The sequence below is a fragment of the Roseovarius sp. B-10 genome (genome assembly GCF_056859295.1).
Map to the genome: position 1 here is coordinate 177,655 of NZ_JBSXOE010000040.1, position 26,477 is coordinate 204,131.

Genomic DNA, 26,477 nt, shown 5'->3' on the forward strand with positions numbered 1-26,477 from the left:
CCTGGCTGTTCTGCGCGCGGGGCGCGGTGACGTTGCGCCTCTTTCGTCAATTTGTCGCAGCGCGACTTTCCGAATTGCGACGCTGCCCGCGTCGCAACCGACCTGTAGCAGCGTTTTGGCCCGAGTGTGACGGAAAGATCGGCATCATCATTATCGGAATATTGCATTCGTTCATGTTATGTTCCATTTTCCAGATATGAATCACGAACCGACACTTCCGGCTGACCTGCGTCCGCGCGGTCGCGGCGCGACGAGCAACGCCGCTGGCCGGTTCGAGGCGTATGATGTCGAGTATGCCGACGGTGACCCCGGCCCGGAGGCTGAGAATCGCGTGCTCCGCACGCTGGTTTCGGAAGAGCGGGCTGGAAGGGTAATTTCCTATAACCGCTCGCCAGACCTGCCATTCGACCGATCAATCAACCCCTATCGCGGCTGCGAGCATGGCTGTGTCTACTGTTTCGCGCGACCCACCCATGCCTGGCTCGGCCTGTCGCCGGGGCTCGATTTCGAGACCCGGCTGATTGCCCGGCCTGACGCGCCCGACCGGCTCGAGGCGGAGCTGCGCGCCCGCGGCTACAGCGTGGCCCCGATCGCCATCGGCACCAATACCGACCCCTACCAGCCGGTCGAGCGGCAATACGGGATCACCCGCGCCTGTCTGGAGGTTCTGTCGCGGTTCAATCATCCGGTGGCGCTGGTGACCAAGGGCGCGCTCATCGAACGCGATCTCGATCTGCTGGCGGATATGGCGGCGCGAGGGCTGGCGAAGGTGGGCGTGTCGGTCACGACGCTGGACGACACGTTGGACCGGCGACTGGAGCCGCGCGCACCATCGCCCGCGCGGCGGCTCGACACGGTTCGGCGGCTGGCGGGCGCAGGGGTGCCTGTGAGGGTGATGGTATCGCCGGTTATCCCGGGCCTCAGCGATACAGAGACCGAGACGATTCTTGAGGCCGCACGCGATGCCGGAGCGGGGGCCGCGAGCTGGATCATGCTGCGCCTGCCGCGCGAGGTGTCAGGATTGTTCCGCGACTGGCTTGCGCAGCACTACCCCGATCGCGCGGGCCGGGTGATGAACCGGCTTCGCGAGATGCATGGCGGGCGCGATTATTCTGCCGACTGGCACCTCCGGATGCGGGGGCAGGGCGTGTATGCGCGGATGATCGCGCGGCGCTTCGACCTGGCGGCGCGACGGCTGGGGCTGGATGCGGCGCAGCCCGGGCTGCGTTGTGACCTGTTCGAGGTGCCGCTCGCACGTGGCGCGCAACTGGCGCTGTTCTAGGAGGGCGAGCGCCTTGCGCCTTAGGTGATGAGCGCGCTTGTCGGTTCGCTCGTCACTTCCAGGCCGTCCAGATAGAGGATATGCGGCTCTCCGAAATCCAGTTCGCAGAAATCGAGCTTGGCGCACCCGGCATGGGTAACGAATTCGCCATCGACCAGCCGCGCGGCGGCGACCAGCACCTGATCGTGGCCAAAGAGCGCCCGCGCGCGCCAGTCGCGAACCAGGATCGGCTGTCCGGCGGGCAACAGCACGTCACGCCCGGGCCGCCTGTGGCCAAGCGATCCCTCGCGGATGCGAACCAGCGGCGCGCGCAGCGACCGCCGCGTGATGGCGCGCAACGTGACCATTCCGGCATCGCGGGTGATGACCCGATCGCCGGGGCGCAAATCCCTTGCCAGGCGTTCGCCCGTGGCGGTCAGCAGTATGCCATCGGCCCACAGGCCGGTCGTGTGAAATGGGGGACTGGCGGCAGCTCTGCCGTCAGGACGCCCGACCGTATCCGGTTTCATGGCGTATCTCGCTCTGTTTCTGCCTCAGTTTTTTGTCACATTAAGGCAATAATCTGGCGATGTCGTGCCCTTTTTCGTGCACGGCGGGCAGGGGCCGCGCGATTCGGGCTTAAATCTGCTCCCGGTCTTTGCTAGAGCGCGCAGGGCCCGCCCTGCGCGGCGGTGCGTGCGGGTGTGGCGGAATTGGTAGACGCACCAGATTTAGGTTCTGGCGCCGCAAGGCGTGGGGGTTCGAGTCCCTTCACCCGCACCAAAGCGCAGTTGACTCAGGGTACGGTGAGCCAGTCGCCGCGCGTGTCGTCGGGAAATACGGGTCGAAAATAGGCAACCATGCGGCCCTCGGGCGGTGCGGTGGCGGTCTCGTCCCACGGCGCGACACCGTGCAGCGCCATTCGGTGTATTAGGACGGCGGTCCCGGGCGAGGTCACGATTGGCACGCGATCGCAGGTTTCGAACGCTTCACGCCTTGCGGCATGGTACGGTTCGGTCAGGTCCACATCCGCCCAGTCGCGCGGATCGACGCCGTCTAGCGCGGAGGCAAAGGCGCGACGCATCAGGTGGTGGCTGCCCTCCCAGACGACCAGAGGGCTTGCCCCCGCGCTCGTTTCGCTCAGCGGCAGGCCAAGCAGCCAGGCGTGACGCTCGCGCAGCATCCGCTGCCGCTCGGGTCCGATGGGCAGAAGCCCATCGACATGCGCCGCGTCGCGCTTTTGCCGGTAGCGGAATGCCGCCGCGCCCTCGCCGTCGCGCGGGCGCGGGTAACCGGGATAGACCACCGAGACCTGCGCCGCGTGGAGCGGAAGTGACCCGGCGATGGTCTCGGCGGCGCGGCGCGCGGCCCCGTCAAGCGGCACGCCAGCCACGCTGCCGTCCGCGTCGTTGGGTAGGCAGTCGAGGCCTACGAACCACGTCCCCCCGCACGCGAGCCCCGCCGCGCGGCGTGCGGGCTCGGCCATGCGCTTGAGTGCTGCGTCGCGGGCGGTGCGTGCCCATTCGGCGACGCCGGGTTCGGGCGGAAAGATCGCCCAGCCTTTCTCCGATAGCGTGGCTACCATCCCAGCGATTTCCTCAGCATGTTGAGCGCCACCAGCGTCAGAAACACCGCGAACACGCGCTTGAGCGGCTTGGGGTCCATCGCGTGGGCAAGCCGCACGCCCCAGGGTGCTGTGACGAGCGTCATGGCAATGACCACGCCGAAGGCCACGAAATTGACCGCGCCAAAGGTCAACGGCGGGCGGTGCGCCGGGTCGATGGTGAGGAACAGGAACCCGATAACCGACGGGAGCGCGATGGTCACGCCAAAGCCTGCTGCCGTGGCGACCGCGCGGTGGATAGCGACGCCGTAGAGGCTCATCAGCGGCACGCCGAAGCTGCCACCACCGATCCCCATGAGCACCGACAGGAACCCCACGATGGGCGATAGCACCAGCCGCCGCAGCCCGCCGGGCATGGCCGGGCCCAGCCGCCAATGCGCGCGCCCGAGCCCGAGATAGAGCCCGATCACGATGCCGAGTGCGCCGAACAACCCTTGCAGAGTTGTCGAGCGCAGCGACGCCGCCACCAGAACGCCCAACACCGCCCCCGCCGCGATTCCTGGCGCCCAGCCGCGCAGGATGTCCCAATCGACCGCGCCCTTTCGGTGATGGCTCAGCACCGAGCGCACCGAGGTGACGATGATCGTGGCGAGCGACGTGGCGAGGCACATCTGCATGAGTTGCGGGCCGTCATAGCCCAGCGTCTGGAAGGCATAGAAGAACGCGGGCACCAGCACGATCCCGCCGCCGACACCCAAAAGGCCCGCCAGAATCCCGGCAAAGGCACCGATTACCGCCAGGAGGCCCAGCATCTGCAAGAGCAGCGTGGTATCAGGCAGGGCGATGGGCATGTGCGGGCTCCGGTCCGGGGATGGGTCAGCCCCCGGCTTACACCGCGCACGCGTCGGGGGAAAGACGCAGAAACGGCTTGCCCCGAGGGGAGGTTTCGCGCCAAGGATGCCGCCCGAACGCGCGTGCAAGCAAGAGGACCGGCGATGCCCCGCTATGCCCTGAAGGTAGAGTATGACGGCGCGCGTTTCGCGGGCTGGCAACGGCAGGCCGACCAGGTGACTGTGCAGGGTGAGGTCGAGCGCGCGCTTGCCCGGCTGGAGCCGGGGCCGCACACCATCGCCGCCGCCGGGCGCACCGATGCGGGCGTTCACGCACTGGGGCAGGTGGCGCAATGTGACCTCACGCGCGAGTGGGAACCGTTCCGGCTCAGCGAGGCACTCAATTACCACCTGCGGCCCCTGCCGGTGGCGATCACCGCCTGCGCGCGCGTGCCCGATGACTGGCACGCGCGGTTCTCGGCCACGGGGCGGCGCTATCTCTACCGGATCGTCGCACGCCGGGCGCCGCCCGCGCTTGAGGCCGGGCGCGTGTGGCACCTGCGCCGCGCGCTCGATGTCGCGTCCATGCGTGCGGGCGCGGCGCATCTGGTTGGCCACCACGATTTCACCACCTTCCGCGCCTCGATTTGCCAGGCGAAGAGCCCCGTGAAAACACTCGACGCGGTCGAGGTCGCCGAGGTGGATACCGCGACAGGTCCGGAGATCCACCTGCACTTTGCCGCGCGGTCGTTCCTGCACAACCAGGTACGCAGCATGGTGGGGACGCTGGAGCGGGTGGGTGCGGGCGCGTGGCCGACCGAGCGGGTGCGCGACGTGCTCGAGATGCGCGACCGCACCGCCTGCGGTCCGGTGGCGCCGCCCGAGGGGCTTTATCTCTCGCGGGTGATCTACCCTGATGACCCGTTCGGCGAATAGGTTTTGATCTCGCCCGCGGCGCGCGCTAAGAGGCGGCCAGCGGTCCCGTAGCTCAACTGGATAGAGCAGCTGACTTCTAATCAGCAGGTTGGGGGTTCGAGTCCTCCCGGGATCGCCACTTAATAAAATGAAAACAAGAGGCTGTGGATAGCGCAAAGCTAAGCCTTGCGCTTTCTTTTGCCCTTGTCACCGAATTTGTCACCGGGTGTCACACTTGCAGAAAAGACCGGGCGAATCCCGCCCGGTCCTTGTCGATCTGTTGGAGGCGTCACTCGGGTTCAGTGCGCTTGGCAAACAGGCAATCCTCCGGCGTGTCTGCGGCGTGGTGCAGGGCGTCCAGCCCTTCAAACATGCAGTCCGGATAGTTGCTCAGTGCTGGACGTCCTCGGCCTCACCGCGTTCGGCAGCGGTTTCCTCGAGCATCATCTCGGCCGTCTTGCCGCCGTGCCCCACCCATTCGATAACGTGAGCGTCGTCAACCTCGAACAAACGGTCTCGCGTGGCCGTAATCCGAACAAGCAAACTTTCAGTTTCGGGCGAGTTGGGGAGCCTTGCAGCCTCGGCCATCTGCTCGACGGCGCGCAGCATTGCGCGCGCCTCGTCCAGTCTCTCGGAGGTTCTTTCGTGATTTCGGCGGACGTGGTCGGGAATGTTCGTCATTGTCTCGATTTCCTAGTATGATATTACACTATTAGCGCAGCATTGCATCAATGGCGCAGAGTGCATCAAAAGTGCAAAGTGAGATTTATGAAGCCCGAACAATGCCGTGCCGCCCGTGCAATGGTGGCCATGTCCCAAGATGATCTCGCCAGCGCCACGGGCATCGCAAAGCGTACGATTGCGGGTTTTGAAATGGGGCGGAGTTCCCCTTATGCGCGCACTATCGCAGCGCTCCGCGCAGCCCTGGAATCCGCCGGGGTCGAGTTCATCGCAGAGAATGGGGGCGGCGCAGGCGTCCGGTTGCGCAAGGATACCTGACCGTCGCCAGCACGGCGAGGATCGGCCCCGTGGCCAGCACCATGCTGATCGTGGAAATGCCGGAACTCGGACAGATCACCGGTGAACAGGCCGCCGCCCTCACCGGCCTTGCACCCATTGCACATGACAGCAGCGCCATGCGCGGCAAGCGCGCTATCGATGGCGGTCGGCGTCTGTTGCGACATGTTATATTCCAGGCCGCTCTCGGCGCCAGCCACCACAACCCGGTCCTGAAGGCCTTTGCAGATCGCCTTCGCGCGGCCGGAAAACCGCACAAGGTGGTCATCACTGCCGTTGCACGAAAGCTCGTCACAATCGTCAACGCACTCTGCAAATCTCGCCAGAAATGGGCCACGCAGCCCGCTTGAGAAATACAGTTGCTAGTCAGTCCGTTCCACTGATGAAATCGGTCTGATTTCCCACTTTTCTGTCAACGGAACTGAACCCTCAGGGTGCAATGCCATTGTTTTACGGGCGCCCGGTGCTGCGCCATGCTGCTGAGTACATCAGGGATCACAGCGGGCAAGGCACAGCAAGATGAAACTCGGATTTATCGGATTGGGTAATGTCGGCGGCAAGTTGGCAGGAAGCCTGCTACGCAACGGCTTTGACCTCACGGTTCATGACCTGAACCGTGAGCTTGTCGCGGAGTTCATTGAACGTGGGGCCGCAACGGTAGACGGACCGCTTGCGCTGATGCAGGCCTGCGACGCGGTGATCACCTGCCTGCCGTCGCCGGCGGCCTCTGCCGCCGTGGTTGAAGAGATGTTACCCGCCGTCGATGACACCAAGATCTGGCTCGAAATGTCGACCACGGATGCCGAGGAGGTAAAGCGCCTCGCATCGCTGGTGGAGGCGCATGGCGGCTCGGCCATCGAATGCCCGGTCTCGGGCGGCTGTCACCGGGCGGATACCGGAAACATCTCGATTTTCGCTGGATGCGATCGCGCCACGTTCGATCGCATGTTGCCGACCCTGACGGCGCTGGGTCGCCGGGTGCTGCACACCGGCGAGATCGGCACCGCCTCGGTCCTGAAGGTGATGACGAATTATCTGGCCACCGCAAATCTCTTGTCCTGCTGCGAGGCGCTGGTGACGATGAAGGCCGCCGGCATGGATCTCAACACCACGTATGAGGCGATGAAGATCTCGTCGGGGACGTCCTTCGTGCATGAAACCGAAAGCCAGTTGATCCTCAATGGCTCGCGCGATGTCTCGTTTACGATGGACTTGGTGAAAAAGGATATCGGCCTGTTCCACAAGATCGCCGAAGCGGCGAATGTGCCGCTCGAGATCAGCCCGCTGCTTGTCAGCATCTTCGATGACGGCATCGCCCGCTACGGCGACCGCGAGTTGTCGCCCAACATCATCCGCAGGCTGGAGGATACAACCGGCCTGAGCATTCAGGCAGAGGGTTTCCCTGCTGAACTGGTCGATGACGAGCCCGAGGAGCCCGGCTACGAGGTGTTCCCCACCGGCCGCGCCAAGCCCCTTGCCGCGGAGTGATCCGATGGAGGATCTTGCGCCAGAAGCTCAAGCCGGGACAGGCTTTGCACAGGAGCGGGCCGATCTCGCGGCTGCCTTTCGCTGGACCGCGCGGCTTGGCCTGCACGAGGCGGTCGCCAACCATTTCAGCCTGGCGGTGAACGAGACCGGCACCGCATTCCTGATCAATCCCAACCAGATGCATTTCTCGCGCATCCGCGCGTCGGACCTGCTGCTGCTCGATGCCGACGATTCCGGAACGCTCGAGGGGCCGGAGGCGCCCGATCCCACGGCATGGGGGCTGCACGGGGCGATCCACCGCCATTGTCCGCACGCGCGCTGCGTGATGCACACCCATTCGATCTGGTCCACGGTGCTGGCCGGCCTCGCCGACAGCACGCTGCCGCCGATCGACCAGAACACCGCGACGTTCCATGACCGTCATGTGGTGGATACCGGATTTGGCGGTCTGGCTTTCGAGGAGGAGGGCAGGCGCTGTGCCGAACTGCTGTCCGACCCAAAAAAGAAGGTCATGGTGATGGGCAACCACGGCCTGCTCGTCATCGGCAGCGGCGTCGCGGATGCGTTCAACCGCCTCTATTACTTCGAACGCGCGGCGGAAACCTATCTACGCGCGCTTCAGACCGGGCAGCCCCTGCGGCGGCTGTCGGACGAGATCGCGGAAAAGACCGCGCGGGAACTCGAGGAGTATCCCGGGCAGGCCGAGGCACATCTGCGCGAAATCCGCGCGATCCTCGATGCCGAGGCGGACTCCTACGCCACCTGAGACACCATGAAATTGCTGAAAGGATGACCAACCGATGAGCGACGTCACGTTCGAATTCCAGGAAAATGGCATGGTCGTCGGGTTGCCCGGCGACCACGCATACTTCAACTATTACTGGCTGCGCGATGCCTGTGTCTCCTGCATTGACCCACAGACACGCGAGCGGGTGTTCGACACGTCGGAATTGTCGTCCTCGCCGCGTGCGACCTCTGCCCATGTCGATGGCGACATGGTGGTGATTGGCTGGCAGGACGAGGCGCAGGCGAGCCACGTGCCGATCGCCCTGCTGGAAGAGGTCGCAGCCAAGGGCCGCGTCGACGATCCTGCGGATATCCCGCGCAACCTCTGGTACAACGACCACCTGCCCGACATAGTCCGCGTCAGCCAGCAGGCGGTGACCGACACGAACGAGGGACGCGCGCGGCTGAGCCGCGCCCTGATCGAGGACGGCATCGCAATCGTCAACGACATGGAGCACAGCACCGAGAGCCTGCCGCGTCTGGCAAGGGCGATCGGCCCCATCACCCCTTCGGCGGAGGGGCTGTTCTTTGATGTCCGGGTCGAGATCGATCCGACCAACCTCGCCTTCACCGCAGGCCCGCTGGAAATGCATACCGACCTGCCGGGCGAGGAAACCGCGCCGGGGGTGCAGTTTCTGCATTGTCTGGAGAACACCGTCGAGGGCGGGCTGTCGCTGTTTCTCGACGGCGCGGCCGTGGCCGAGGCGCTGCGCGCAGAGGACCCGGAGGCATTCGATCTCCTGTCCCGCCACTACATCCCGTTCTTCTACCGGCATGACAACTGGGATTACCGCGCGCATCAGCGGGTGATCGAGACCGACCTCGACGGCAACGTGACCGGCGTCACGATTTCCCAGCACCTGCAGGACAACATGGACCTGCCGCAGGAGCTTCTGGACCGCTATTACCCGGCATTCCTCAAGTTCATTCGCATGATGCAGGAGGAGCGGTTCCTGATGCGCTTCCGCTCGGAGGCCGGCAATTGCGTAGTGTTCGACAACCACCGCATCGTGCATGGCCGTGAAGGCTACGTGGCCGATAGTGGTCGCCGCCACCTGCGCGGCTGCTACACTGATCGCGGCGCGCTTCGCAGTACCTACCGCGTGCTGGCGCGGCAGGGCTTTACCGGCGAGACGTCTGTCGTCAAGGACCGGGCGCGCGCCTGATCCGGTACCCGGCACGACCGCATGTGAACGGCGCGGATTGCCCCGCGCCGTTCTGTCGTTTGGGGAGCACGCCCTGTCAGGCGGCGAAGGGCGGGCGGACCTTGATTTCCATATAGTCCTCAAGCCCCTGAACACCGCCTTCGCGCCCGTTGCCGGAATGCTTGAATCCGCCGAAGGGGGATCCGTAATCGGCATCGCGCCCGTTGATATGGATGCCGCCTGCACGCAGGCGGCGTGCGACCCGCAGGGCGCGCTCCTCGCTGCCGGTCTGGATGAAGGCCGCGAGCCCGTACTCGGTATCATTGGCCAGCGCGATCGCCACTTCCTCGGTGTCGAACGGGGTGATGACCAGCACCGGGCCAAAAATCTCCTCGCGCCAGATCACCATCTCCGGCGTGACATCGCAAAAGATCGTCGGGCGCACGAACCAGCCGGATTGCAGCGCCTCAGGCAATCCGTCGGGGCGGCCCGTTCCTCCGGTCAGAAGGCGCGCCCCCTCGTTGAGCCCTGTCTCTATCATAGTCTGCACCCGGTCATACTGGATCTCATCGAAGAGCGGCCCGAGGTGATCGCCCTCCTGCTCGGGATCGCCCATGACTGTGGCTTCGGTGGCGGCTTGGGCCAATTCCAGCACACGGGGATAGACGCTGCGCTCTACCAGCATGCGGGTGGGGGCATCGCAGGATTGCCCGGTGTTGAAGAAGCACGCGGCCACACCCTCGGCCACGCGTTTCTCAAGATCGGCGTCGGCGAAGATCAGGTTAGGGGATTTGCCTCCCAGTTCCAGCGTCACCCGCTTGAAGCTGTCGGCAGCGTTGCGTGCTACCGCGCTGCCGCCACGTGTCGAGCCGGTGAACGACATCATCGCCACGTCGGGGTGCCGCGCCAGCGCGGCACCCACCGTCGGCCCGTCGCCCTGCACGAGGTTGAAGACCCCCGCCGGATACCCGGCCTCGTGCACGATCTCGGCATAGACCTGCGCCGAGAGCGGCGTATGCTCGGACGGTTTGAGCACGCAGGTCGCCCCGGCGGCAAGCGCGGGTATCACCTTGAGCGCGATCTGGTTGATCGGCCAGTTCCACGGTGTGATCAGCCCGCAGACGCCGATCGGCTCGCGGCTCAGGATATCGCCGTTGGGCAGCGTCTCTGCCTCGTCCAGCGTCTCGAGCGCGGCGATGAAGGCCTCGAGGTGACCGATGCCGGCATCGGCCTGCACCGCGCGAGACATTGTGATCGGTGCTCCCATCTCGGTGGTCATGGCATGGGCCAGATCATCCATGCGCGCCCGCGTCACCTCGGCTAGGCGGCGCAGCAAGGCCAGACGCTCCTCCTTGGAGGTCATGGAAAACGTCTCGAAGGCGCGTTTGGCGGCCTGAACGGCGCGATCCGCATCTTCTGCGTTGCCCATGGCGACGGTGCCGATCTGACGGTTGGTGGCGGGCGAGCGTATCGGCATCGTCTCGCTCGAGGCAGGCGCGACCCAGGCCCCGTCGATATAGAAGGTGTTCAGTGTGATCATGTCGCATCTCCTTTTGCGGCGCTTTTGGGGGGCGCTCACCCGGCGTCTTGCAGCACCATGTCGGCGGCCCGCATCGCGAGCATCAAGGTCGGGGCGTTGATATTGCCGGATGTGATGTTGGGGAAGGCGGACGCATCGACCACCCGCAGCCCCGGCACCCCGTGAACCTGAAGCCGGGCGTTGAGCACCGAGTCATGCGGGCCGTGCCCCATGCGGCAGGTGCAAGACGGGTGATAGACGGTCGAGGCGCGGTTGCGAAAGTCGTCGAGCAGGGCTGCATCGTCCATCGTGTCGAAATCCGGAGATTTGGCAAACTCGGTCACCATCTGCAATTGCGGGCTCCGCGCGAGGGTACGGATGACCTTGCTGGCCCGCACGGCCGCGTCAAGGTCGTCATCGGTCGCAAGGGAATTGGGCTGTATGACAGGCGCATCGCGCCAGGAACCCGAGGCGATCCGCACATGCCCGCGGCTGGTCGGGCGGCAGGGTTGCGCTGAGAGCAGGTATCCTGGCTGCCGGTCAAGAACGACCCTGCCGGCGCGGTTGATCTCGTAGGAGGCCGGGTTGCAGAAGAGTTGCACATCGGGCACCGCCTGTTGTGGCGTGGAGCGCACGAAGCCGCCCACCTGATTGACCGGAACAGAGAGCGCGCCCTTGCGGGTGAGCGCGTAGCGCAGCGCCGCGCGCAGCCGGCCCGAGGGGCTGCCCAGCATGTTGTTGAGCGTCGGCACACGGGCTCGGAACTGACAGGACACCGCCAGATGATCCTGAAGCCCTTGGCCCACATGGGCCAGATCGTGCCGAACCTCGATCCCGTGCGCCTTCAATAGCGCGGCCGGTCCAATGCCCGACAGTTGAAGCAGGTGCGGGCTATTGATGGCCCCCGCGCAGAGGATGACCTCCTTGCGCGCGCGCACCCGGCGCATTTGGGTGCCCCGCATATAGGCAAGGCCGCTCACCTGCGCGCCGCTGAACTCCAACCGGGTAACATGCGCATGGGTGATGACCCGCAGATTGTCCCGGCGGGTGGCGGGCCGCAGGAATGCATCCGCCGAAGACCAGCGAACGCCGCGCCGCACGGTGCTGCGGTAGAACCCGAGACCATTGGCGCCGGGCCGGTTCATGTCGTCGATCACTGCAAATCCGGCGTTGCGGCCCGCCTCGAGAAAGTTCCTCGAGAACGGATGCATCTGATCCGAGAGATCCTGCACCCAGACCGGTCCTTCGCCGGACGGCTTTGCCCGCGACGCACCCGGTGCGCGGGTCTCTATCCGGTCATAGGCATCCTCTACCGCCTGCCAATCCCAGCCGGTCGCACCGGCCGCCGCCCAGTCATCGAAATCGCGGGGCTGACCGCGGACATAGGCCATGGCGTTGATCGAACTTGATCCCCCGATGACACGCCCCCGCGGCCAATAGCTCTGACGACCCGACAGGCCGGTATCCGCCTCGGTCATGTAGCCCCAGTTCAGTGTCGGGTCGGAGAAGGTCATGGCATAGCCTACGGGGATCTTGATCCACATGCGTGCATCTCCGCCCCCGGCCTCGAGCAGCAGCACCTGGTGGTGGCCGTTCGCGGACAGGCGGTTGGCCATCACACAGCCCGCGGATCCTGCCCCAACGATCACGTAGTCGACTTCATCCATCTGCTCTCTCCGCCTGACCGCCGATCACATATGGGGATAGAAGCGGCACAGTCACAAACAACGACTTTCACCGCCTAGGCCTCATATTATTTTGGTCTCATCGAATTGCGCATGGCTGCGTCCAAGGCCATGTTGTGCCCCGAAAGGAAACGCCGGATGCGAAGATTGCCCCATGTTACCTGGCTGCGCGCGTTCGATGCCGCGGCGCGTCACAGTTCGTTCACGGCGGCCGCGGACGAGCTTCATCTGACCCCGGCAGCCGTCAGCCAGCAGATCCGGCTTCTGGAAAAGCGACTGGGGGCCGAGCTGTTCAAGCGGCTGCCGAAGGGCGTGGCGCTGACCGATGTCGGCCAAGCCTATGCACAACCGCTTCGGAAATCCTTTCTCGAGATGGAACAGGCGACCGACGGCCTGTTTCGCGGGCAACGCAAGGCGACACTTCGGGTTCGGTCGTCCATTTCGTTTGGCGCGCTGGTCCTGGCACCGCGGCTGAACGCGTTTCGCGAACGGCACCCCGAGATCGAGATCGACTTGTTCACTACGGTCTGGTCGGATCGCATGACCGACGCGGGTATCGATCTCGACATCCGCTACGGCGATGGTGACTGGCCCGAACGGAATATCTGGCCCCTCGAGGTCGATGATGCGGTAGTCGTTTGTCATCCCGACCATGCGTCATCCCTGGGCGACGACCTCTCGATTGAAGGGCTGGCCGCCGCCAGTGTCGTCCAGGTCGTCGGATCGGAAACCGACTGGGGGCGCCTGTCTGACAAGTACGGGCTCGATTTGCCAGTGCCGGTGCATTGGATGAAGGCGGACTCGTCTCTGGTCGCCCTGCAGATTCTTACGGCCGGGCACGGCTCCGCCATCATTAGCCGCAGCTTTGCCGGACATTATCTAAAAACAGGTGCGCTTATCGCACCCGTTCCGTACCAGATATCCATGCTGCAGAAGTTCTTTCTGGTTCAGTACGAGGACACGAATAAAAGTCCCGAGATCGCGGTGTTCAAGGATTGGCTTACGTCCCAGAAATTCTGAGTCGGGCCCCGACCCCGCAGGTCACCGATTTCATATCAGGTGTTCCTTGTTGAGTTCGACCAGAGCGCCGCGAAGAAACTCTTCGGGCATGTCGACCAGAAGGTTGTGGTTGCGATCGATGCTCGTATGGAGGTCCAAGTACATGTCGACGACCCCGATGGCCTCCTCGAGGGGATAGTCCTCGGAAAATTCCGGGGGCTCCGGAACCTCTTGAGCCCCGAGGAGCCAGTGGTGCGGGTTGATATAGAGGGTGTGTCCGCAGATGTTCTTCAGGCGCCCCTCAGGGGGGATCCCGAAAACCCGGTCGAAGACCAGTCTTTGGACGTAGATGAGACTCTGTTGCACAAATCGGCTGAAGGCCAGACGTCCCCTTTCCCCGGACAGACTCATCCTACGGGCTCAGTGATGGGTATGCCGAGCGCGGTGTAGCTGTTGAGGACTGCGATGCGGACTTGGATTTCTGCGACCTGGCGGTCGAAGTGTCTCGCCATGAGGCTCTGCCCGAGCAATTTCGCTCCGTGGACCTTCGGTTCACACAGTGCATCTTGGTCTCGACGCGGCTTCGGCGGTGGTATCCGCTCCACCGTCGCCAGATCGCACGGTCGAGGTATTTCGAGGCCCGCAGGGCTTCGTTGCGCGCGAGCGCACCCGGCGTGGTTGGCTTCCAGGGTTTGGCATTCTTGGGCGGAGGAACAACGGCATGGGCGCTGCGATCAGCTATAGTATCGTGGCACTTTCGAGTGTCATAGGCGCCGTCGGCCGCGACGCTGGCGACCTCCTCGTCCATCGGGATCTGGCCTATAAGATCAGGCAGCATGGGCGCGTCACCGATATGGCTGCCAGTGATCTCGACGGCCCGAACCTCCAGTGTTTGCTCATCGATCCCAAGATGAATCTTGCGCCAGACCCGTCGCTTGGGGTCGCCGTGTTCGCGCGCATGCCACTTACCTTCGCCCTCAACCTTGATCCCGGTGCTATCGATCAGCGGGTGCAGCGGCCCCGTGGAGCCCCGATACAGGATGTTCACGACCAAGGCCTTCTGGCGGCGGGAAAGCGTGCCGAAGTCCGGCACCGCCCAGTCCAAGCCAACCAGTTGCAGCAAGCTTTCAACGAAGCCCGTGGTCTGGCGTAGCGCCATGCCGAACAACACTTTCATCGTCAGGCATGTCTGGATAGCGGTGTCGCTGTAACTGGGTTGCCGGCCCCGTTTGCCAGTCTGCGCAGCTTCCCAGGTCATATCGGGGTTAAACCAGATCGTCAGCGAGCCGCGGTGCTTGAGCGCTTCATTGTAGGCCGGCCAGTTCCTTGGTCTTGTAGGTCGAGGGTGTGGGTCTGCTCATGTCGCCCAGCTACCACACTGCATTCGCGACATGAATCCCTCACGCGCTTTGTGCAACAGAGCCGGCTCGAGTCCCCGCGGGATCGCCAACGCCTCAGCCGCCGCGCGCCAGCCTTGCGGCGCGACCGCCGCGGCGTTTCCTCAGTAGGTCGGCGCGGTCGGGCAGGGCAGCCATGATGGCGCGGCGCTCCTCCGTGCTCATCTTTGACCAACGGGTGATCTCGTCGATGGAGCGCAGGCAGCCGGTGCAGATGCGCGCCTCCGGGTGGACGACACAGACGCGCACGCAGGGGCTCTCGACCTCGTCGCGATTCCAGACATCATCCGCCATGCTGCTCGGTCCTCATATGGCGCATTCGGTCGAGCGCCCCTTGCAGGATATAGGCGGCGGCGACCGAATCGATGACCTCTGCGCGACGTTTGCGTGTCGTATCCGCCTCCAGGAGCGCGCGTTCGGCGGCAACGGTCGACAGGCGCTCGTCCCAGAACCCGATGGGGAGATCGGTGAGCTGTGAGAGATTGCGAGCGAAGGCGCGGGTGGATTGGGCGCGCGGGCCCTCCGAGCCGTCCATATTGCGCGGCAAACCCAGCAGGATGCCGCCGGCTTCGCGCGCGGTCGCGATCTCCAGGAGGCGCGTGGCATCGAGGGTGAACTTGCGTCGCTTCACCGTTTCCACCGCGCTCGCGCTCGACAAGAGCCGGTCGGAGAGGGCCACGCCGATGGTCTTGGTGCCAAGATCGAGCCCCATCACCCCGCGTTCGGGCGCGAGCGCGACGGCGAAGTCGGCGATGTCTTCGCAGATCATTCGGTCACGCCTGCGGCCTCTGCCGCCGTGCGCAGAATGCCGAGCGCGCGGGCATCGCCGCCAAAGGTCTCGCGCGCTTCGGTCCAGATGCGCCGGGCTTGCGCCGTTTCGCCCATCACGCCATAGGCGTTGATGAGCCGTGCCCAGTCCTCGGGTGGGCCACCTTCGGTTGCGAGCCGCTCGGACAGCCGTGAAACCATGCCGCGGATCATAGCGGCGCGCGCCTCGGTGTCCATGTCGCCGGCGGCCTCCATGTCGGCGGCTGACGGCCCGCGCCCTTCGGATTCTTCGGGCGGGGTATAGCGCACGCCCGCTCGCTGTGCGATTTCGCCGATCTCGGCGCGGATCGCGGGCACCCAAGGCGCGTCAGGGGTGCTGTCCTCCAACAGGTCGCGCCAGACGGGGAATGCGAGGTCGGGTCGGCCGAGTTGCAAATGCCAGACGCCCAGATAAAACCGCACGGTGGGCGCGCGCGGATCGCGCTCGAGCGCGGCGCGCAGCACCCCCGCCGCGTCGGTCGAGACATAACCTCCCGCCGCTTCGATCATCAATTCGGCCAGTGTTGCGTGATCGGTGGCGCTCGCGGCGTCGCCGCGTAGCGCGACGAGCTTCTCCTGCGCCTTGCGCGCCGCTACGATGCGCCCCAGTGCGGCCTCGCTGCGCACCAGGAAACGCAGCCCCTGCTGATCCTCGGGCCGAGCCGCCACCACCTTGCGCAACTGCTCCACCAGCTCGAGATGCTCTTGGCTTGTCCCCTCCGGCGGGGCTATCTCTCCAGGGCCAAAGCGGGCCTCGGCAGCCTCTTGTCTGAGCCGCTCGGCGCGCGCCTCTTCGGAGGCGGCGATCCGTGCGGCAAGCGGCATGTCGCCGTAGCCCGGCGCGCCAAGCGCGGCATAGAGCGCCAGCCCGCCGAAAGCGACCAGCACCATCGCCACGAGTGCTCCGGCTCGTCCGGCGATGCGCGGCTGACCGGCGGTCGCCCCGCCTGCGCGCAGCTGCGCATCGGCGGCAAGGATGCGGCGCGAGACCTCGGCGCGCAGCCGCTCGGCCTCTCCGTCGGCAATCACGCCACGGCCTGCGTCGCGCTCGATCTCGCGCAGCTGGTCGCGATAGACGCGCAGATCGTAGGAAACGGGCGGCTCGGCCCCCGCACGCCCGCGCAGCGCCGCCAGCGCCAGAAGCAACCCGGTGCCGATAGCGAGTGCCGCCGCGATGATCCAGAAGCTCATGATCGTCATCCTCTCTCACCCCCATCTAAAGCGCAGCCCGCGCGGAAAAAAGGGGCAAAGCCGCGTATACGGGCCCAAGCCCCGCGCCGCGATGTCGCAATGTCGCAATTTGCGGGCGAAGCGCCGCCCTCGGTCACCTTTCGCCTGCGCGCCCGTCGCATTACCTTCGCATCGTTACCGGCCCGCGAATCCCCGGAAAGGACACCCCGCGCATGAAACGCTATTCCGTCTTTGCCGTCGCCCGAGAGGCCCTGCGCGACCACATGGGGTGGGAACGCGCCTGGGCCTCGCCCGAGCCAAAGAAGCGCTATGACGTCATCATAATCGGCGCGGGCGGGCATGGCCTTGCAACCGCCTATTACCTCGGCAAGAACTTCGGCATCACCAACGTGGCAGTGCTGGAAAAGGGCTGGCTGGGCGGCGGCAACACGGGCCGCAACACCACCATCATTCGCTCCAACTATCTCCAGGATCCGTCGGCGGCGATCTACGAGAAGTCCCGCTCGCTTTACGAGACGCTGAGCCAGGATCTCAACTACAACATCATGTATTCGCCCCGCGGCGTCATCATGCTGGCGCAGACCGAGCACGAGGTGCGCGGCTACAAGCGCACGGCGCAGGCCAACGCGTTGCAGGGCGTGACGACCGAGTTCATCTCCCCGCAGCGCGTCAAGGAGATCGTGCCGATCATCAACCTCGACGGGCCGCGCTACCCGGTCCTGGGCGGGCTGTGGCAGGCGCGGGCGGGCACCGCACGTCACGATGCCGTGGCCTGGGGCTATGCGCGGGCGTGCTCGGCGATGGGCATGGATATCATCCAGAAATGCGAGGTGACCGGCATCCGCCGCGACGGCGACAAGGTCACAGGCGTGACCACCAACCGCGGCGATATCGACTGCGACAAGCTGGGAATCGTGGTGGCCGGTCACTCGGGCCACCTCGCCGACATGGCTGGTTTCCGCCTGCCGATCGAGAGCGTGGCGCTTCAGGCGCTGGTTAGCGAGCCGATCAAGCCCTGCATGGATTGCGTCGTCATGGCCAACACCGTGCACGGCTACATGAGCCAGTCCGACAAGGGCGAGATGGTGATCGGTGGCGGCACCGACGGCTACAACAACTATACGCAGCGCGGCTCGTTCCACCATATCGAGGAAACCGTGCGCGCGCTGGTCGAGACCTTCCCGATGGTCGCCCGGCTCAAGATGCTGCGCCAGTGGGGCGGCATCGTGGACGTCACCGGCGACCGCTCACCCATCCTGTCGAAAACGCCCATCGAGGGTATCTTCATCAACGCGGGCTGGGGCACTGGCGGGTTCAAGGCGATCCCGGGCTCCGGCTGGGGCTTTGCCGAATTGATGGCCAAGGGGCACTCGCCGCTCTGCGACGAGTTCGGCCTCGACCGGTTCTACCAGGGTCGGTTCATCGACGAATCCGTCGCCGCTGGCGTCGCCCACTAAGGAGGGATGGAAAATGCTGATCCTCACCTGCCCCTGCTGCGGCGTCACCGCCGAGGAGACTGAGTTCCACCAGGGTGGCGAGGCGCATCTAAAGCGCTTCGGCCCTGGCTCCTCGGACGACGAGTTCCACACCTATCTCTTTGCCAAGGAGAACCCCAAGGGTGTGCATTTCGAGCGTTGGCGGCACAATAACGGCTGTGGCAAGTGGTTTCACGCGGCGCGCGATACCATGACGCTGGAGGTCTACGGCACCTATCCGGCCCAGACGCTGGAGCCGCCGCAGGACATCCGCGATGCGATCACCGCCAAGCGCCCCGGCTGGAGATGGAGGGAGTTCGCATGACTCTTCTTCTTGGCAAAAATACCCAACTCATCACGCCCGCAACGGGCAAGAGGTCTGGCACATGAGCACACGTCTGGCCACCGGCGGCCGCCGTCTCGATCGCGGTCGCGCGCAGGAATTCACCTTCAACGGCAAGCGGATGCAGGGCCATCCGGGCGACACGCTCGCCTCGGCGCTGCTGGCCAACGGCCAGATGCTGATGGGCCGCTCATTCAAGTATCACCGCCCGCGCGGTGTTGTGGCGAGCGGGGCGGAAGAGCCCAACGCGCTCGTGGGTCTGGGCGAAGGCACGCGGTTCGAACCCAACCAGCGCGCCACCACGACCGAGCTTTTCGACGGGCTTGTGGCTGTCAGCCAGAACCACTGGCCCAGCCTCGAGACCGATATCGGCGCGGTCAACACCCACTTTGCACGCTTCCTGCCCGCCGGTTTCTACTACAAGATGTTCATCCACCCGCGCCCGTTCTGGAAGCATGTCTACGAGCCCTTCATCCGCCAGTCGGCGGGGCTCGGTAAGGCACCGAACCCCGGCGACCCCGACCGTTACGAGCATTTCTACTATTTCTGCGACGTACTCGTGGTGGGCGGCGGTGTGGCCGGGTTGCAATCCGCGCTTGCTGCGGCAGAGGCGGGCGCGAAGATCATGCTGATCGAGCAGACCGCCCATTGGGGCGGGCGCGCGCCCGTCGATGGCGGCGAGGTGGACGGCCAGCCCGTCGAGGCGTGGATCGACGCCACGATTGCAAAACTGCAAGACATGCCCAACGTCACCCTGCGCACGCGGTGCATGGGTGCGGGTGTTTATGACCATGGCTATGCGCTTGGCTATGAGCGAGTGAGCGATCACGCGCCGGGCAGCGATGCCCCTCGCCACCGGCTGTGGCGCATCCGTGCGGGCCAGATCGTCACCGCGACGGGGGCCATCGAGCGCCCGCTGAGCTTCGCGGGCAACGACATTCCCGGCGTCATGCTCGCCTCGGCGGTGCGCGATTACGCGGTAGATTACGGCGTTTCGATTGGCGACCGCACCGTGGTCGTGACCAACAATGACGACGCCTACCGCACGGCTATCACGCTGAAGAAGCTGGGTCTCGAGATTCCCGCGATCCTCGACGCGCGCCAACAGGGCGGCGGCGCGCTGGCCGAGGAGGCGCGTGCGCTGGGTATTCGCATCGAGAACGGAAAGGGCATCGCAAAGGTCAAGGGCGGCAAGCACGTCACCGGCGTCGCGATCTGCGCGCAGGCGGGCGAGGGCGCAGCGCTGGAGGAGATCGCCTGTGATGCAGTCGCCATGTCGGGCGGCTGGTCGCCGGTGGTGCACCTGTGGTCGCATTGCGGTGGCAAGCTCGTCTGGGACGACGCACAGGCCCATTTCCGCCCCGATCCCGAGAACCCGCCGCGCGGCGCGCACGGAGAGGGCTTCGTTATCCCCGCCGGGTCCGCAAACGGTGCGGGCGATCTGGCCAGCGTCGTGGCCGACGCCCACGCCGCGGGACAGGCCGTGGCAAAGGCCATGGGGGCCAAGCCCAAGGGCGAGGCGCCCCAGGGCAGCGCGTCGCCGGAAGCGCCGATGCAGCCCGTCTGGCTCATGCCGCAGGGAGCGGGCTACAAGCTGCGGATGAAGGCGTGGCTCGATTATCAGAACGACGTGAAGGTGTCGGACGTGCAGCTCGCCGCCCGCGAGGGCTATGAGAGCGTCGAGCACGCCAAGCGCTACACCACCCTGGGCATGGCCACAGACCAGGGCAAGCTGAGCAATATCAACGGTCTGGCGATTCTTTCGGACGCGCTGGGCCAGCCGATCCCACAGACGGGCACCACCACGTTCCGCCCGCCCTACACGCCGATCTCGTTGTCTTCGATCGCCGGCGAGGCGACCAAGGCCAATTTCCAGCCCATCCGCAAGACACCGATGCAGGGCTGGCACGAGGCAAACGGCGCGGATTTCGAGCCGGTTGGCCAATGGCGCCGCCCCTATTGCTTCCCCAAGGGCGAAGAGGGGCGCCACGAGGCTGTGAACCGCGAGATTACCCAGACCCGCGACAGCCTCGGGTTGCTCGATGCCTCGACGCTCGGCAAGATCATCGTCAAGGGCGCGGATGCGGGCCGCTTCATGGACATGCTCTATACCAACATGATGTCCACCCTGAAGCCGGGTCGCTGCCGCTATGGCCTCATGTGCAACGAAAACGGCTTTCTCATGGATGACGGCGTGGTGGCGCGGCTCGACGAGGAGACGTTCCTTTGCCACACCACCACCGGCGGGGCGGAATCGATCCATGGTCACATGGAGGAATGGCTCCAGACCGAATGGTGGGACTGGAAGGTCTATACCGCCAATGTCACCGAGCAATACGCGCAGGTCGGCGTCGCGGGCCCCAACTCGCGCAAGGTGATCGAGAAGCTCACCGATGATGACATCAGCGCCGATGCGCTCACCTTCATGGGCTGGACCGAGATCACCGTCGCGGGCATCCCCGCGCGCGTGTTCCGCATCTCCTTCGCTGGCGAGTTGAGCTTCGAGCTTTCCGTGCCCGCAAGCCACGGTCGTGCGCTGTGGGACGCGCTGACGGAGGCGGGGGCCGAGTATGGCGTCATGCCCTACGGCACCGAGGCGATGCATGTCATGCGTGCCGAGAAGGGCTTTATCATGATCGGGGACGAGACGGATGGCACGGTCATCCCGCAGGACCTCAACCTGGACTGGGCAATTTCCAAGAAGAAAGAGGACTATATCGGCAAGCGCGCGCAGGAACGCAGCCACATGGCCGACCCAAAGCGCTGGAAGCTGGTGGGGCTGGAAACGCTCGACGGCTCGGTTCTGCCTGATGGGGCCTATGCCACGGCGGATGGCCACAACGCCAACGGGCAGCGCAACGTGCAGGGGCGCGTGACCTCGACCTATCACTCGCCTACGCTGGGCCGTGGCATCGCCATGGGCCTGGTCCTGCATGGGCCGGACCGCATGGGCGAAGTGCTGGAATTCCCAAAGGTTGACGGCGGCATCATCAAGGCCAAGATCGTCGATCAGGTGTTTTACGACAAGGACGGGGAGAAACAGAATGGCTGAGCCCGTAACTGCCCTGAATGGCGCCCGGTACGAGGGGATCGCCACCATCGAGGATGCTGGCCCCACCGGCATGATTACCCTGCGGGGCGACCTAACCTCCAAGGAGGTCAAAGCCGCGGTCAAGAAAGCCGTGGGTCTGGACGTTCCCGGACAGCGCGCGGCGCTGGACGGGAAGGGAACTGCGGCGCTGTGGATGTCGCCGGACGAACTGCTCTTGATGTGTCCTTATGACAAGGTCGCCGAGACCATCGCCACGCTGGAATCGGCGCTCGAGGGGCAGCATTTCCTGGCCGTCAACGTCTCGGACGCGCGCACCTTCCTGCGGATCTCGGGGGCGGGTGCGCGCGAGGTTCTGGCCAAGCTTTGCCCGGTGGATCTCTCGCCTGACGCCTTTGCTCCCGGCATGTTCCGCCGCACGCGCATGGCGCAGGTGCCGGCCGCCTTCTGGCTGAACGAGGGCGGCACCTTCCACCTCGTGTGTTTCCGCTCGGTGGGCGATTATGCTTTCAACATCTTGAAAACGGCGGCTCTTCCTGGTGGCGAGGTGGGTGTCTACGGCTGAACGGGCGCCATTCCCGAGGGAAAAACTCCGGCGCGCGGGGTTGACCTTTTAGCGCGCCCGTCACCATGTATCGGGCACAGGATTTCAACGCCAACGAACAGGGGGACCACATGGCCTTCGAACTTCCCGACCTGCCCTATTCCCACGACGCGCTCGCCGATCACGGGATGAGCCGCGAGACGCTGGAGTATCACCACGACATCCACCACAAGGCCTATGTCGACAATGGCAACAAGGCGATCGCCGGTACCGAGTGGGAAGGCAAATCCGTGGAGGAGATCATCAGAGGCACCTATGACCCGAAAGCGGTGGCGCAATCGGGCATCTTCAACAACGCCTCGCAATACTGGAACCACAACCAGTTCTGGGAGATGATGGCCCCCGGCGGCACCGGCATGCCCGGCGAGCTGGAAAAGGCGATCAACGAGAGCTTTGGCAGCCTCGACGAGTTCAAATCGCAATTCTCCGCTGCGGGCGCCGGTCAGTTCGGCTCGGGCTGGGCTTGGCTGGTCAAGGATACCGATGGCAGCCTCAAGGTCACCAAGACAGAGAACGGTGTGAACCCGCTCTGCTTCGGGCAGACCGCGCTTCTGGGCTGTGATGTGTGGGAGCATTCCTACTACATCGACTTCCGCAACAAGCGCCCGGCTTACCTCCAGAACTTCCTCGACAACCTGGTGAACTGGGAAAACGTCGCCTCGCGGATGTGATTGCGGTTGGCGATGCAACTCGACACGGAACCCCGCACCAATGGTGCGGGGTTTCTCGCATCCGGTTGATCCGTATCAACGCCGCCCGTGCCCGGAACGGGCGATAGTGGCAAACGGCAAAGACGCAGAAAAAGGAGCGACGCAGATGAGCGAACTTTCGCACGGCACTTGGGTTCTGGTGGCAGACGGGAAAAAGGCGCTGTTTCTCGAAAACGTGACCGACGCACAGGCCCCCAATCTCGTGATCCGCCGCGTCGAGGAACAGGACCTGCCCCCGAATCGCGAGCAACAGAGCGACCGACCCGGACGCATGACCGATCCCGGGCAGGGGCAGCGCTCGGGCCTATCCGGCGCGGATTGGCACGAGCTGGACGAGGCGAGGTTCGCCTCGGACATGGCGGATGTCCTCTACCGGATGGCGCATCGCGGCACCTTCAAGCGGCTGATCCTCGTGGCCCCGCCGAAAACGCTCGGCGGCCTGCGTGATCACTTGCACAAGGAGGTCGCGCAGTGCGTCGTGGCCGAGATCGGCAAGGACCTGACCAACCATCCCGGCGATAGGCTGGAAAAAGTGCTCCTGGCGGAATTGGCGGCGCACTGAGCCCCGCCGGCCCGTGGCGGACCTCGTTGCCTGGTCGCTCTTGCCATTGCCGCTCGGGCAGGGCAGCAAGAGCGGCGAGGCAGAAGGAGCAGGCCGCAGATGCGCGAGGCGACCAAGGGGATTGTGGCGATGGTCGCCACCTGCACGGTCTGGGGGCTGTCGGGCATCTATTACAAGCTGCTCGCCCATGTCCCGCCCATCGAGATCCTGGCGCATCGCACGCTTTGGTCGTGCGCCTTCTTCGCCCTCGTGTTGCTGGTGCAGGGGCGGATTTCCATGCTTGGCCGGGCGCTGGCCGGGCGGCGCTCGGTGCTGTCGATCGCGCTCGCCGCATTGATGATCTCGACCAACTGGTTCGTGTTCATCACTTCGATACAGATCGGGAAGGCGATGGAGGCGTCGCTGGGCTATTACATCTTCCCGCTGGTGGCCGTGCTGCTCGGGGCGATTGCGTTTCGCGAACGGCTAGGCCGGGCACAGCTTTTCGCTGTGGGGCTGGCGCTCTGCGCGGTGGTGACGCTCACACTGGGCCTCGGCGTGCCGCCGTGGATCGCGCTGGTGCTGGCATCGAGTTTTGGCCTCTACGGTCTTGTCAAGAAAGGGCTTTCGGTCGGGCCGGTGGTGTCTGTCACCGCCGAGGTTCTGCTCTTGTCGCCGATCGCGCTGACGGTGCTGTGGTATTTTCATTCCAGCGGCAACGGGGCCTTTGCCGCGAACTGGCGTGACAGCCTGCTGCTGGCGTTTTCCGGCATCCTCACCGGCACGCCTCTGATCATGTTCAGCTATGCCACCAAGCGCGTCACGCTGGCCACGGTGGGGCTGGTGCAGTATCTGAACCCCACCCTGCAATTTCTAGTGGCAACACTGATTTTTCTCGAGCCGTTCAGCTTTTGGCACGCCGTGGCCTTTGCCATGATCTGGACCGCGCTCGCGATCTACACCACCGCGAGCCTGCGTCAGGACAGAGCGGCGCGCAGGGCGGTGCCGAGAGCCTGAGGGTCATCCACCTCGCGGATCATGTGCCGCAGATTCGCATCGGCGAAGCCGCAGGCGATGACATGCTCGACCAGCTGGATAAACGGCATCCAGTAACTTTCAGTATTCAGAAGAAAAATCGGTTTTTCATGTAGGCCTAACTGGCGCCATGTCAGCACCTCGAACAGCTCGTCGAGCGAGCCTGCGCCCCCCGGAAGTACCACGATCGCGTGGGAGTTCATGAACATCACTTTCTTGCGTTCATGCATGGTCTCGGTGACGACATAACGGGTGAGATCGCGCTTGCCACCTTCGCGTCCCACCAGATGCGCGGGGATCACGCCGAGCGTGCGCCCGCCTGCCGCCTGTGCCGCGCGCGCCACTGCTCCCATCAGCCCCACGTCGCCCGCGCCGTAGACCAGCTCCCAACCGTTCCCGGCCAGCATCCGGCCGGTCTCCTCCGCGGCCGCTAGGTAGGACGGGTCATGACCCTCACGTGCGCCGCAAAAGACACAGACAGCCGCGTGTGTCATGAATTTCTCCTGTCGCTCAAAGGGTTGCTTTGACCCCTGATAGCCTTGTTGATATGCTCCGACAACCGGGCATGGTGCCCTGGTTGGGGATGTCGGGAAAGATGAGCAAAATCGCCGGATTGGGTGCGGGTCCCGTGATCGGGCTCGGGGTGGCTGCGGTTGTCGCGGCGGTGTCCATCGGCACCTATTTCTTTGCGGATGGTGGCCTGTCGCTATCCACGCCCGAGCCGGAGCAGGCGGCACAACCTGCCACTGAGCTGTCGCCCGAACCCGTCGCAAAACCCACGCCAGACGCGCAGGACGCGGGCGAGTCGGTCGAAGCCAGCGAGACAGCGCAACAGGATCCCGTGGCACCAGCCGCCAAGGCGGACGGAGGCGCGAACCCTGAGGCCGAGCCGGAGACGGAGACCCCGCAACCGCCCGCGCTCGACACCTTTCGCCTTGATCCGGATGGGCAGATGCTCATCGCGGGGCGCGCGATTCCGGGCGGCAAGGTGGCGATCACAGTGGATGACGTCCGCCTTGGCGCGGCCCAGTCAGACCGGTCGGGCAAGTTCGTGGCATTTCTCGACCTGCCGCTGAGCGATGCGGTACGAGTGCTGGGGTTGGAACTGCTGCTCGACGACGGGCGCGTGATCCGCGCGCCTGACGAGATCCTGATCGCGCCGTCGCCGCCCCCGGCTCCACGCCCGCAGGCGGTGGCACAGGCCGACACCGCGACGCCGCCCTCACCCGCAACGCAGGAGGGGGTAACGACCGGGGACGCGCCCGACATTGGCGAAGATCAGGTAACCGAGATGGCGGGGGCGCAACCGGAGACGGAAGAGATTGCGAATGCGGAAACGGCGAAGACGAGCGCGCCCACCGCCGAGGTAACTCAAACAGCGTCCGAAATGCACGATCCGGCCCCGGAGGCGCGCAAGGAACAGCCCGCCGCGCCCGTGGCTCCGCCCACCGCAGACGCTTTGCAGCCGGGCGCGGGCGAGGGTTCGGTCGCGCAGGCCAAGCCGCCCGCCGAGACGCCCGCGCCACCCACGGTGGTGCTGTCGGATACCGAGGGTGTGCGTGTGTTGCAGGCCCCCTCCGAGCAGGGGCCGGACGTGATGTCGTCAGTGGCCCTCGATTCGATCAGCTATTCCGATACGGGCGAGGTGAAACTTTCCGGACGGGCCAGCACGCCCGACGCGCGTGTGCGCATCTACGTTGACAATCGTGCCGTCACCACTGCGCCGGTGGACGAGAGTGGTGCATGGCGCGGCTCTCTGCCAGAGGTGGATGCCGGTATCTATACGTTGCGCGTTGACGAGGTCGGTGCCGGGGGCGAGGTGACCTCGCGGGTCGAGACGCCGTTCAAGCGCGAGGACGTGGCCACGCTTGCGGCGCAGGACGACGACAAGGACGGGGACGGCACGCCCGAGCCGCCGCGCATGTCGGTGGTGACAGTGCAGCCCGGCTCGACCCTCTGGGCGATCTCGCGTGAGGCCTATGGCGAGGGTATCCTCTACGTGCGCGTGTTCGAGGCCAACCGCGACCGCATCCGCGATCCCGACCTGATCTATCCCGGGCAGGTGTTCGAGCTGCCGCAGTAGCGCCGCGGTCTGGTCATCGGGGAGTGTCGCCGC

General features: G+C 65.1%; 27 protein-coding genes, 2 tRNA genes and 1 pseudogene. 18 read left to right on the plus strand and 12 right to left on the minus strand.

Going from position 1 to position 26,477, the window contains the following annotated elements; genetic code table 11:
- The first annotated feature begins 196 nt into the window (after nt 1-196).
- Complete coding sequence (locus AC13D8_RS17140) at nt 197-1,282, plus strand: PA0069 family radical SAM protein (protein ID WP_482969834.1); 1,086 nt, start codon at nt 197-199, stop codon at nt 1,280-1,282.
- Between the two features lie 20 nt (nt 1,283-1,302).
- Here AC13D8_RS17140 and AC13D8_RS17145 read toward each other — a convergent pair whose 3' ends face one another.
- Complete coding sequence (locus AC13D8_RS17145; protein WP_482969835.1) at nt 1,303-1,791, minus strand: Hint domain-containing protein; 489 nt, start codon at nt 1,789-1,791, stop codon at nt 1,303-1,305.
- A 168-nt stretch (nt 1,792-1,959) separates the two neighbouring features.
- Between AC13D8_RS17145 and AC13D8_RS17150 the strand changes: the two genes are divergently transcribed.
- Nucleotides 1,960-2,044, plus strand: a tRNA-Leu gene (locus AC13D8_RS17150).
- Between the two features lie 13 nt (nt 2,045-2,057).
- Here the strand turns inward: AC13D8_RS17150 and AC13D8_RS17155 are convergent.
- Nucleotides 2,058-2,846, minus strand: a complete 789-nt coding sequence (locus tag AC13D8_RS17155) for a phytanoyl-CoA dioxygenase family protein (protein ID WP_482969836.1) — start codon at nt 2,844-2,846, stop codon at nt 2,058-2,060.
- Nucleotides 2,840-3,676, minus strand: a complete 837-nt coding sequence (locus AC13D8_RS17160; RefSeq protein WP_482969837.1) for a sulfite exporter TauE/SafE family protein — start codon at nt 3,674-3,676, stop codon at nt 2,840-2,842. Before AC13D8_RS17160 ends, AC13D8_RS17155 begins: the two co-directional genes overlap by 7 nt.
- 144 nt (nt 3,677-3,820) lie before the next feature.
- Between AC13D8_RS17160 and truA the strand changes: the two genes are divergently transcribed.
- Nucleotides 3,821-4,591: a tRNA pseudouridine(38-40) synthase TruA gene (gene truA / locus AC13D8_RS17165; RefSeq protein WP_482969838.1), complete on the plus strand. Its 771-nt coding sequence runs from the start codon at nt 3,821-3,823 to the stop codon at nt 4,589-4,591.
- A 41-nt stretch (nt 4,592-4,632) separates the two neighbouring features.
- Nucleotides 4,633-4,709, plus strand: a tRNA-Arg gene (locus AC13D8_RS17170).
- A 251-nt stretch (nt 4,710-4,960) separates the two neighbouring features.
- On the opposite strand, the gene AC13D8_RS17175 is transcribed toward AC13D8_RS17170, so the two are convergent.
- On the minus strand, nt 4,961-5,251 hold the full coding sequence (locus tag AC13D8_RS17175; RefSeq protein ID WP_482969839.1) for a hypothetical protein: 291 nt from the start codon (nt 5,249-5,251) through the stop codon (nt 4,961-4,963).
- Between the two features lie 87 nt (nt 5,252-5,338).
- Here AC13D8_RS17175 and AC13D8_RS17180 point away from each other — a divergent pair, with 87 nt between their 5' ends.
- The 5 genes from AC13D8_RS17180 to AC13D8_RS17200 all read left to right on the plus strand — a co-directional run bounded on the left by AC13D8_RS17180 (nt 5,339) and on the right by AC13D8_RS17200 (nt 9,027).
- Entirely contained in the window at nt 5,339-5,569 is a 231-nt protein-coding gene (locus AC13D8_RS17180; RefSeq protein WP_482969840.1) for a helix-turn-helix domain-containing protein, read from the plus strand.
- A complete protein-coding gene (locus AC13D8_RS17185) occupies nt 5,566-5,937 on the plus strand; it encodes a transposase (RefSeq protein WP_482969896.1) in 372 nt (123 codons plus the stop codon). The genes AC13D8_RS17180 and AC13D8_RS17185 overlap by 4 nt, the downstream gene beginning before the upstream one ends.
- A gap of 169 nt (nt 5,938-6,106) precedes the next feature.
- On the plus strand, nt 6,107-7,075 hold the full coding sequence (locus AC13D8_RS17190; RefSeq protein ID WP_482969841.1) for an NAD(P)-dependent oxidoreductase: 969 nt from the start codon (nt 6,107-6,109) through the stop codon (nt 7,073-7,075).
- A 4-nt stretch (nt 7,076-7,079) separates the two neighbouring features.
- Nucleotides 7,080-7,841: a class II aldolase and adducin N-terminal domain-containing protein gene (locus AC13D8_RS17195; RefSeq protein WP_482969842.1), complete on the plus strand. Its 762-nt coding sequence runs from the start codon at nt 7,080-7,082 to the stop codon at nt 7,839-7,841.
- A 34-nt stretch (nt 7,842-7,875) separates the two neighbouring features.
- The gene (locus tag AC13D8_RS17200) at nt 7,876-9,027 is read left to right on the plus strand and encodes a TauD/TfdA family dioxygenase (RefSeq protein WP_482969843.1); all 1,152 of its coding nucleotides are present in this window, start codon (nt 7,876-7,878) and stop codon (nt 9,025-9,027) included.
- 76 nt (nt 9,028-9,103) lie between these two features.
- Here the strand turns inward: AC13D8_RS17200 and AC13D8_RS17205 are convergent, their stop codons facing one another.
- Together AC13D8_RS17205 and AC13D8_RS17210 are read right to left on the minus strand one after the other, a co-directional pair.
- On the minus strand, nt 9,104-10,546 hold the full coding sequence (locus AC13D8_RS17205) for an aldehyde dehydrogenase family protein (protein WP_482969844.1): 1,443 nt from the start codon (nt 10,544-10,546) through the stop codon (nt 9,104-9,106).
- Between the two features lie 35 nt (nt 10,547-10,581).
- Nucleotides 10,582-12,192 (minus strand): GMC family oxidoreductase, encoded by a 1,611-nt coding sequence (locus tag AC13D8_RS17210; RefSeq protein WP_482969845.1) that lies wholly within the window; start codon nt 12,190-12,192, stop codon nt 10,582-10,584.
- A gap of 111 nt (nt 12,193-12,303) precedes the next feature.
- Here AC13D8_RS17210 and AC13D8_RS17215 point away from each other — a divergent pair, with 111 nt between their 5' ends.
- Nucleotides 12,304-13,230 carry a LysR substrate-binding domain-containing protein gene (locus AC13D8_RS17215; RefSeq protein ID WP_482969846.1) on the plus strand — a complete coding sequence of 309 codons (927 nt, stop codon included), beginning with the start codon at nt 12,304-12,306 and terminating at the stop codon, nt 13,228-13,230.
- 30 nt (nt 13,231-13,260) lie between these two features.
- Here AC13D8_RS17215 and AC13D8_RS17220 read toward each other — a convergent pair whose 3' ends face one another.
- The 5 genes and pseudogenes from AC13D8_RS17220 to ccmI all read right to left on the minus strand — a co-directional run bounded on the left by AC13D8_RS17220 (nt 13,261) and on the right by ccmI (nt 16,604).
- Complete coding sequence (locus AC13D8_RS17220) at nt 13,261-13,575, minus strand: hypothetical protein (RefSeq protein ID WP_482969847.1); 315 nt, start codon at nt 13,573-13,575, stop codon at nt 13,261-13,263.
- A 41-nt stretch (nt 13,576-13,616) separates the two neighbouring features.
- Nucleotides 13,617-14,570: pseudogene (locus AC13D8_RS17225) on the minus strand (IS5 family transposase).
- A gap of 93 nt (nt 14,571-14,663) precedes the next feature.
- Entirely contained in the window at nt 14,664-14,900 is a 237-nt protein-coding gene (locus AC13D8_RS17230; RefSeq protein ID WP_482969848.1) for a DUF1289 domain-containing protein, read from the minus strand.
- Nucleotides 14,890-15,375 carry a Holliday junction resolvase RuvX gene (gene ruvX, locus AC13D8_RS17235; RefSeq protein ID WP_482969849.1) on the minus strand — a complete coding sequence of 162 codons (486 nt, stop codon included), beginning with the start codon at nt 15,373-15,375 and terminating at the stop codon, nt 14,890-14,892. The genes AC13D8_RS17230 and ruvX overlap by 11 nt, the downstream gene beginning before the upstream one ends.
- A complete protein-coding gene (gene ccmI / locus AC13D8_RS17240) occupies nt 15,372-16,604 on the minus strand; it encodes a c-type cytochrome biogenesis protein CcmI (RefSeq protein ID WP_482969850.1) in 1,233 nt (410 codons plus the stop codon). The genes ruvX and ccmI overlap by 4 nt, the downstream gene beginning before the upstream one ends.
- 212 nt (nt 16,605-16,816) lie before the next feature.
- Here ccmI and AC13D8_RS17245 point away from each other — a divergent pair, with 212 nt between their 5' ends.
- The 7 genes from AC13D8_RS17245 to rarD all read left to right on the plus strand — a co-directional run bounded on the left by AC13D8_RS17245 (nt 16,817) and on the right by rarD (nt 24,343).
- Nucleotides 16,817-18,061, plus strand: a complete 1,245-nt coding sequence (locus tag AC13D8_RS17245; protein ID WP_482969851.1) for a sarcosine oxidase subunit beta family protein — start codon at nt 16,817-16,819, stop codon at nt 18,059-18,061.
- Nucleotides 18,062-18,074: 13 nt separating this feature from the next.
- Nucleotides 18,075-18,404, plus strand: a complete 330-nt coding sequence (locus AC13D8_RS17250; protein ID WP_482969852.1) for a sarcosine oxidase subunit delta — start codon at nt 18,075-18,077, stop codon at nt 18,402-18,404.
- A 61-nt stretch (nt 18,405-18,465) separates the two neighbouring features.
- A complete protein-coding gene (locus AC13D8_RS17255; RefSeq protein WP_482969853.1) occupies nt 18,466-21,474 on the plus strand; it encodes a sarcosine oxidase subunit alpha family protein in 3,009 nt (1,002 codons plus the stop codon).
- On the plus strand, nt 21,467-22,036 hold the full coding sequence (locus tag AC13D8_RS17260; protein WP_482969854.1) for a sarcosine oxidase subunit gamma: 570 nt from the start codon (nt 21,467-21,469) through the stop codon (nt 22,034-22,036). Before AC13D8_RS17255 ends, AC13D8_RS17260 begins: the two co-directional genes overlap by 8 nt.
- Before the next feature lie 110 nt (nt 22,037-22,146).
- Nucleotides 22,147-22,746 carry a superoxide dismutase gene (locus AC13D8_RS17265; RefSeq protein WP_129433156.1) on the plus strand — a complete coding sequence of 200 codons (600 nt, stop codon included), beginning with the start codon at nt 22,147-22,149 and terminating at the stop codon, nt 22,744-22,746.
- A gap of 145 nt (nt 22,747-22,891) precedes the next feature.
- Nucleotides 22,892-23,347: a host attachment family protein gene (locus AC13D8_RS17270; protein ID WP_482969855.1), complete on the plus strand. Its 456-nt coding sequence runs from the start codon at nt 22,892-22,894 to the stop codon at nt 23,345-23,347.
- A 99-nt stretch (nt 23,348-23,446) separates the two neighbouring features.
- Nucleotides 23,447-24,343, plus strand: a complete 897-nt coding sequence (gene rarD, locus AC13D8_RS17275) for an EamA family transporter RarD (protein WP_482969856.1) — start codon at nt 23,447-23,449, stop codon at nt 24,341-24,343.
- On the opposite strand, the gene AC13D8_RS17280 is transcribed toward rarD, so the two are convergent.
- Nucleotides 24,304-24,855: an LOG family protein gene (locus tag AC13D8_RS17280; protein ID WP_482969857.1), complete on the minus strand. Its 552-nt coding sequence runs from the start codon at nt 24,853-24,855 to the stop codon at nt 24,304-24,306. The two genes, rarD and AC13D8_RS17280, sit on opposite strands and share 40 nt — an antisense overlap.
- 101 nt (nt 24,856-24,956) lie before the next feature.
- On the opposite strand from AC13D8_RS17280, the gene AC13D8_RS17285 reads away from it, so the two are divergent.
- Nucleotides 24,957-26,444, plus strand: a complete 1,488-nt coding sequence (locus AC13D8_RS17285; protein ID WP_482969858.1) for a LysM peptidoglycan-binding domain-containing protein — start codon at nt 24,957-24,959, stop codon at nt 26,442-26,444.
- Nucleotides 26,445-26,477 lie beyond the last annotated feature (33 nt).

What these genes read in the sequence shown, in the direction of transcription:
- rarD (WP_482969856.1), top strand. Translation starts at nt 23,447, where the DNA reads ATGCGCGAGGCGACCAAGGGGATTGTGGCGATGGTCGCCACCTGCACG.
- AC13D8_RS17260 (WP_482969854.1), top strand. Translation starts at nt 21,467, where the DNA reads ATGGCTGAGCCCGTAACTGCCCTGAATGGCGCCCGGTACGAGGGGATC.
- AC13D8_RS17265 (WP_129433156.1), top strand. Translation starts at nt 22,147, where the DNA reads ATGGCCTTCGAACTTCCCGACCTGCCCTATTCCCACGACGCGCTCGCC.
- AC13D8_RS17215 (WP_482969846.1), top strand. Translation starts at nt 12,304, where the DNA reads ATGGCTGCGTCCAAGGCCATGTTGTGCCCCGAAAGGAAACGCCGGATG.
- truA (WP_482969838.1), top strand. Translation starts at nt 3,821, where the DNA reads ATGCCCCGCTATGCCCTGAAGGTAGAGTATGACGGCGCGCGTTTCGCG.
- AC13D8_RS17145 (WP_482969835.1), bottom strand. Translation starts at nt 1,791, where the DNA reads ATGAAACCGGATACGGTCGGGCGTCCTGACGGCAGAGCTGCCGCCAGT.
- AC13D8_RS17245 (WP_482969851.1), top strand. Translation starts at nt 16,817, where the DNA reads ATGAAACGCTATTCCGTCTTTGCCGTCGCCCGAGAGGCCCTGCGCGAC.
- AC13D8_RS17250 (WP_482969852.1), top strand. Translation starts at nt 18,075, where the DNA reads ATGCTGATCCTCACCTGCCCCTGCTGCGGCGTCACCGCCGAGGAGACT.
- AC13D8_RS17180 (WP_482969840.1), top strand. Translation starts at nt 5,339, where the DNA reads ATGAAGCCCGAACAATGCCGTGCCGCCCGTGCAATGGTGGCCATGTCC.
- AC13D8_RS17255 (WP_482969853.1), top strand. Translation starts at nt 18,466, where the DNA reads ATGAGCACACGTCTGGCCACCGGCGGCCGCCGTCTCGATCGCGGTCGC.
- AC13D8_RS17160 (WP_482969837.1), bottom strand. Translation starts at nt 3,676, where the DNA reads ATGCCCATCGCCCTGCCTGATACCACGCTGCTCTTGCAGATGCTGGGC.
- AC13D8_RS17140 (WP_482969834.1), top strand. Translation starts at nt 197, where the DNA reads ATGAATCACGAACCGACACTTCCGGCTGACCTGCGTCCGCGCGGTCGC.
- AC13D8_RS17285 (WP_482969858.1), top strand. Translation starts at nt 24,957, where the DNA reads ATGAGCAAAATCGCCGGATTGGGTGCGGGTCCCGTGATCGGGCTCGGG.
- AC13D8_RS17200 (WP_482969843.1), top strand. Translation starts at nt 7,876, where the DNA reads ATGAGCGACGTCACGTTCGAATTCCAGGAAAATGGCATGGTCGTCGGG.
- AC13D8_RS17270 (WP_482969855.1), top strand. Translation starts at nt 22,892, where the DNA reads ATGAGCGAACTTTCGCACGGCACTTGGGTTCTGGTGGCAGACGGGAAA.
- AC13D8_RS17280 (WP_482969857.1), bottom strand. Translation starts at nt 24,855, where the DNA reads ATGACACACGCGGCTGTCTGTGTCTTTTGCGGCGCACGTGAGGGTCAT.
- AC13D8_RS17190 (WP_482969841.1), top strand. Translation starts at nt 6,107, where the DNA reads ATGAAACTCGGATTTATCGGATTGGGTAATGTCGGCGGCAAGTTGGCA.
- AC13D8_RS17175 (WP_482969839.1), bottom strand. Translation starts at nt 5,251, where the DNA reads ATGACGAACATTCCCGACCACGTCCGCCGAAATCACGAAAGAACCTCC.
- ccmI (WP_482969850.1), bottom strand. Translation starts at nt 16,604, where the DNA reads ATGAGCTTCTGGATCATCGCGGCGGCACTCGCTATCGGCACCGGGTTG.
- AC13D8_RS17155 (WP_482969836.1), bottom strand. Translation starts at nt 2,846, where the DNA reads ATGGTAGCCACGCTATCGGAGAAAGGCTGGGCGATCTTTCCGCCCGAA.
- AC13D8_RS17205 (WP_482969844.1), bottom strand. Translation starts at nt 10,546, where the DNA reads ATGATCACACTGAACACCTTCTATATCGACGGGGCCTGGGTCGCGCCT.
- AC13D8_RS17210 (WP_482969845.1), bottom strand. Translation starts at nt 12,192, where the DNA reads ATGGATGAAGTCGACTACGTGATCGTTGGGGCAGGATCCGCGGGCTGT.
- AC13D8_RS17195 (WP_482969842.1), top strand. Translation starts at nt 7,080, where the DNA reads ATGGAGGATCTTGCGCCAGAAGCTCAAGCCGGGACAGGCTTTGCACAG.
- AC13D8_RS17230 (WP_482969848.1), bottom strand. Translation starts at nt 14,900, where the DNA reads ATGGCGGATGATGTCTGGAATCGCGACGAGGTCGAGAGCCCCTGCGTG.
- ruvX (WP_482969849.1), bottom strand. Translation starts at nt 15,375, where the DNA reads ATGATCTGCGAAGACATCGCCGACTTCGCCGTCGCGCTCGCGCCCGAA.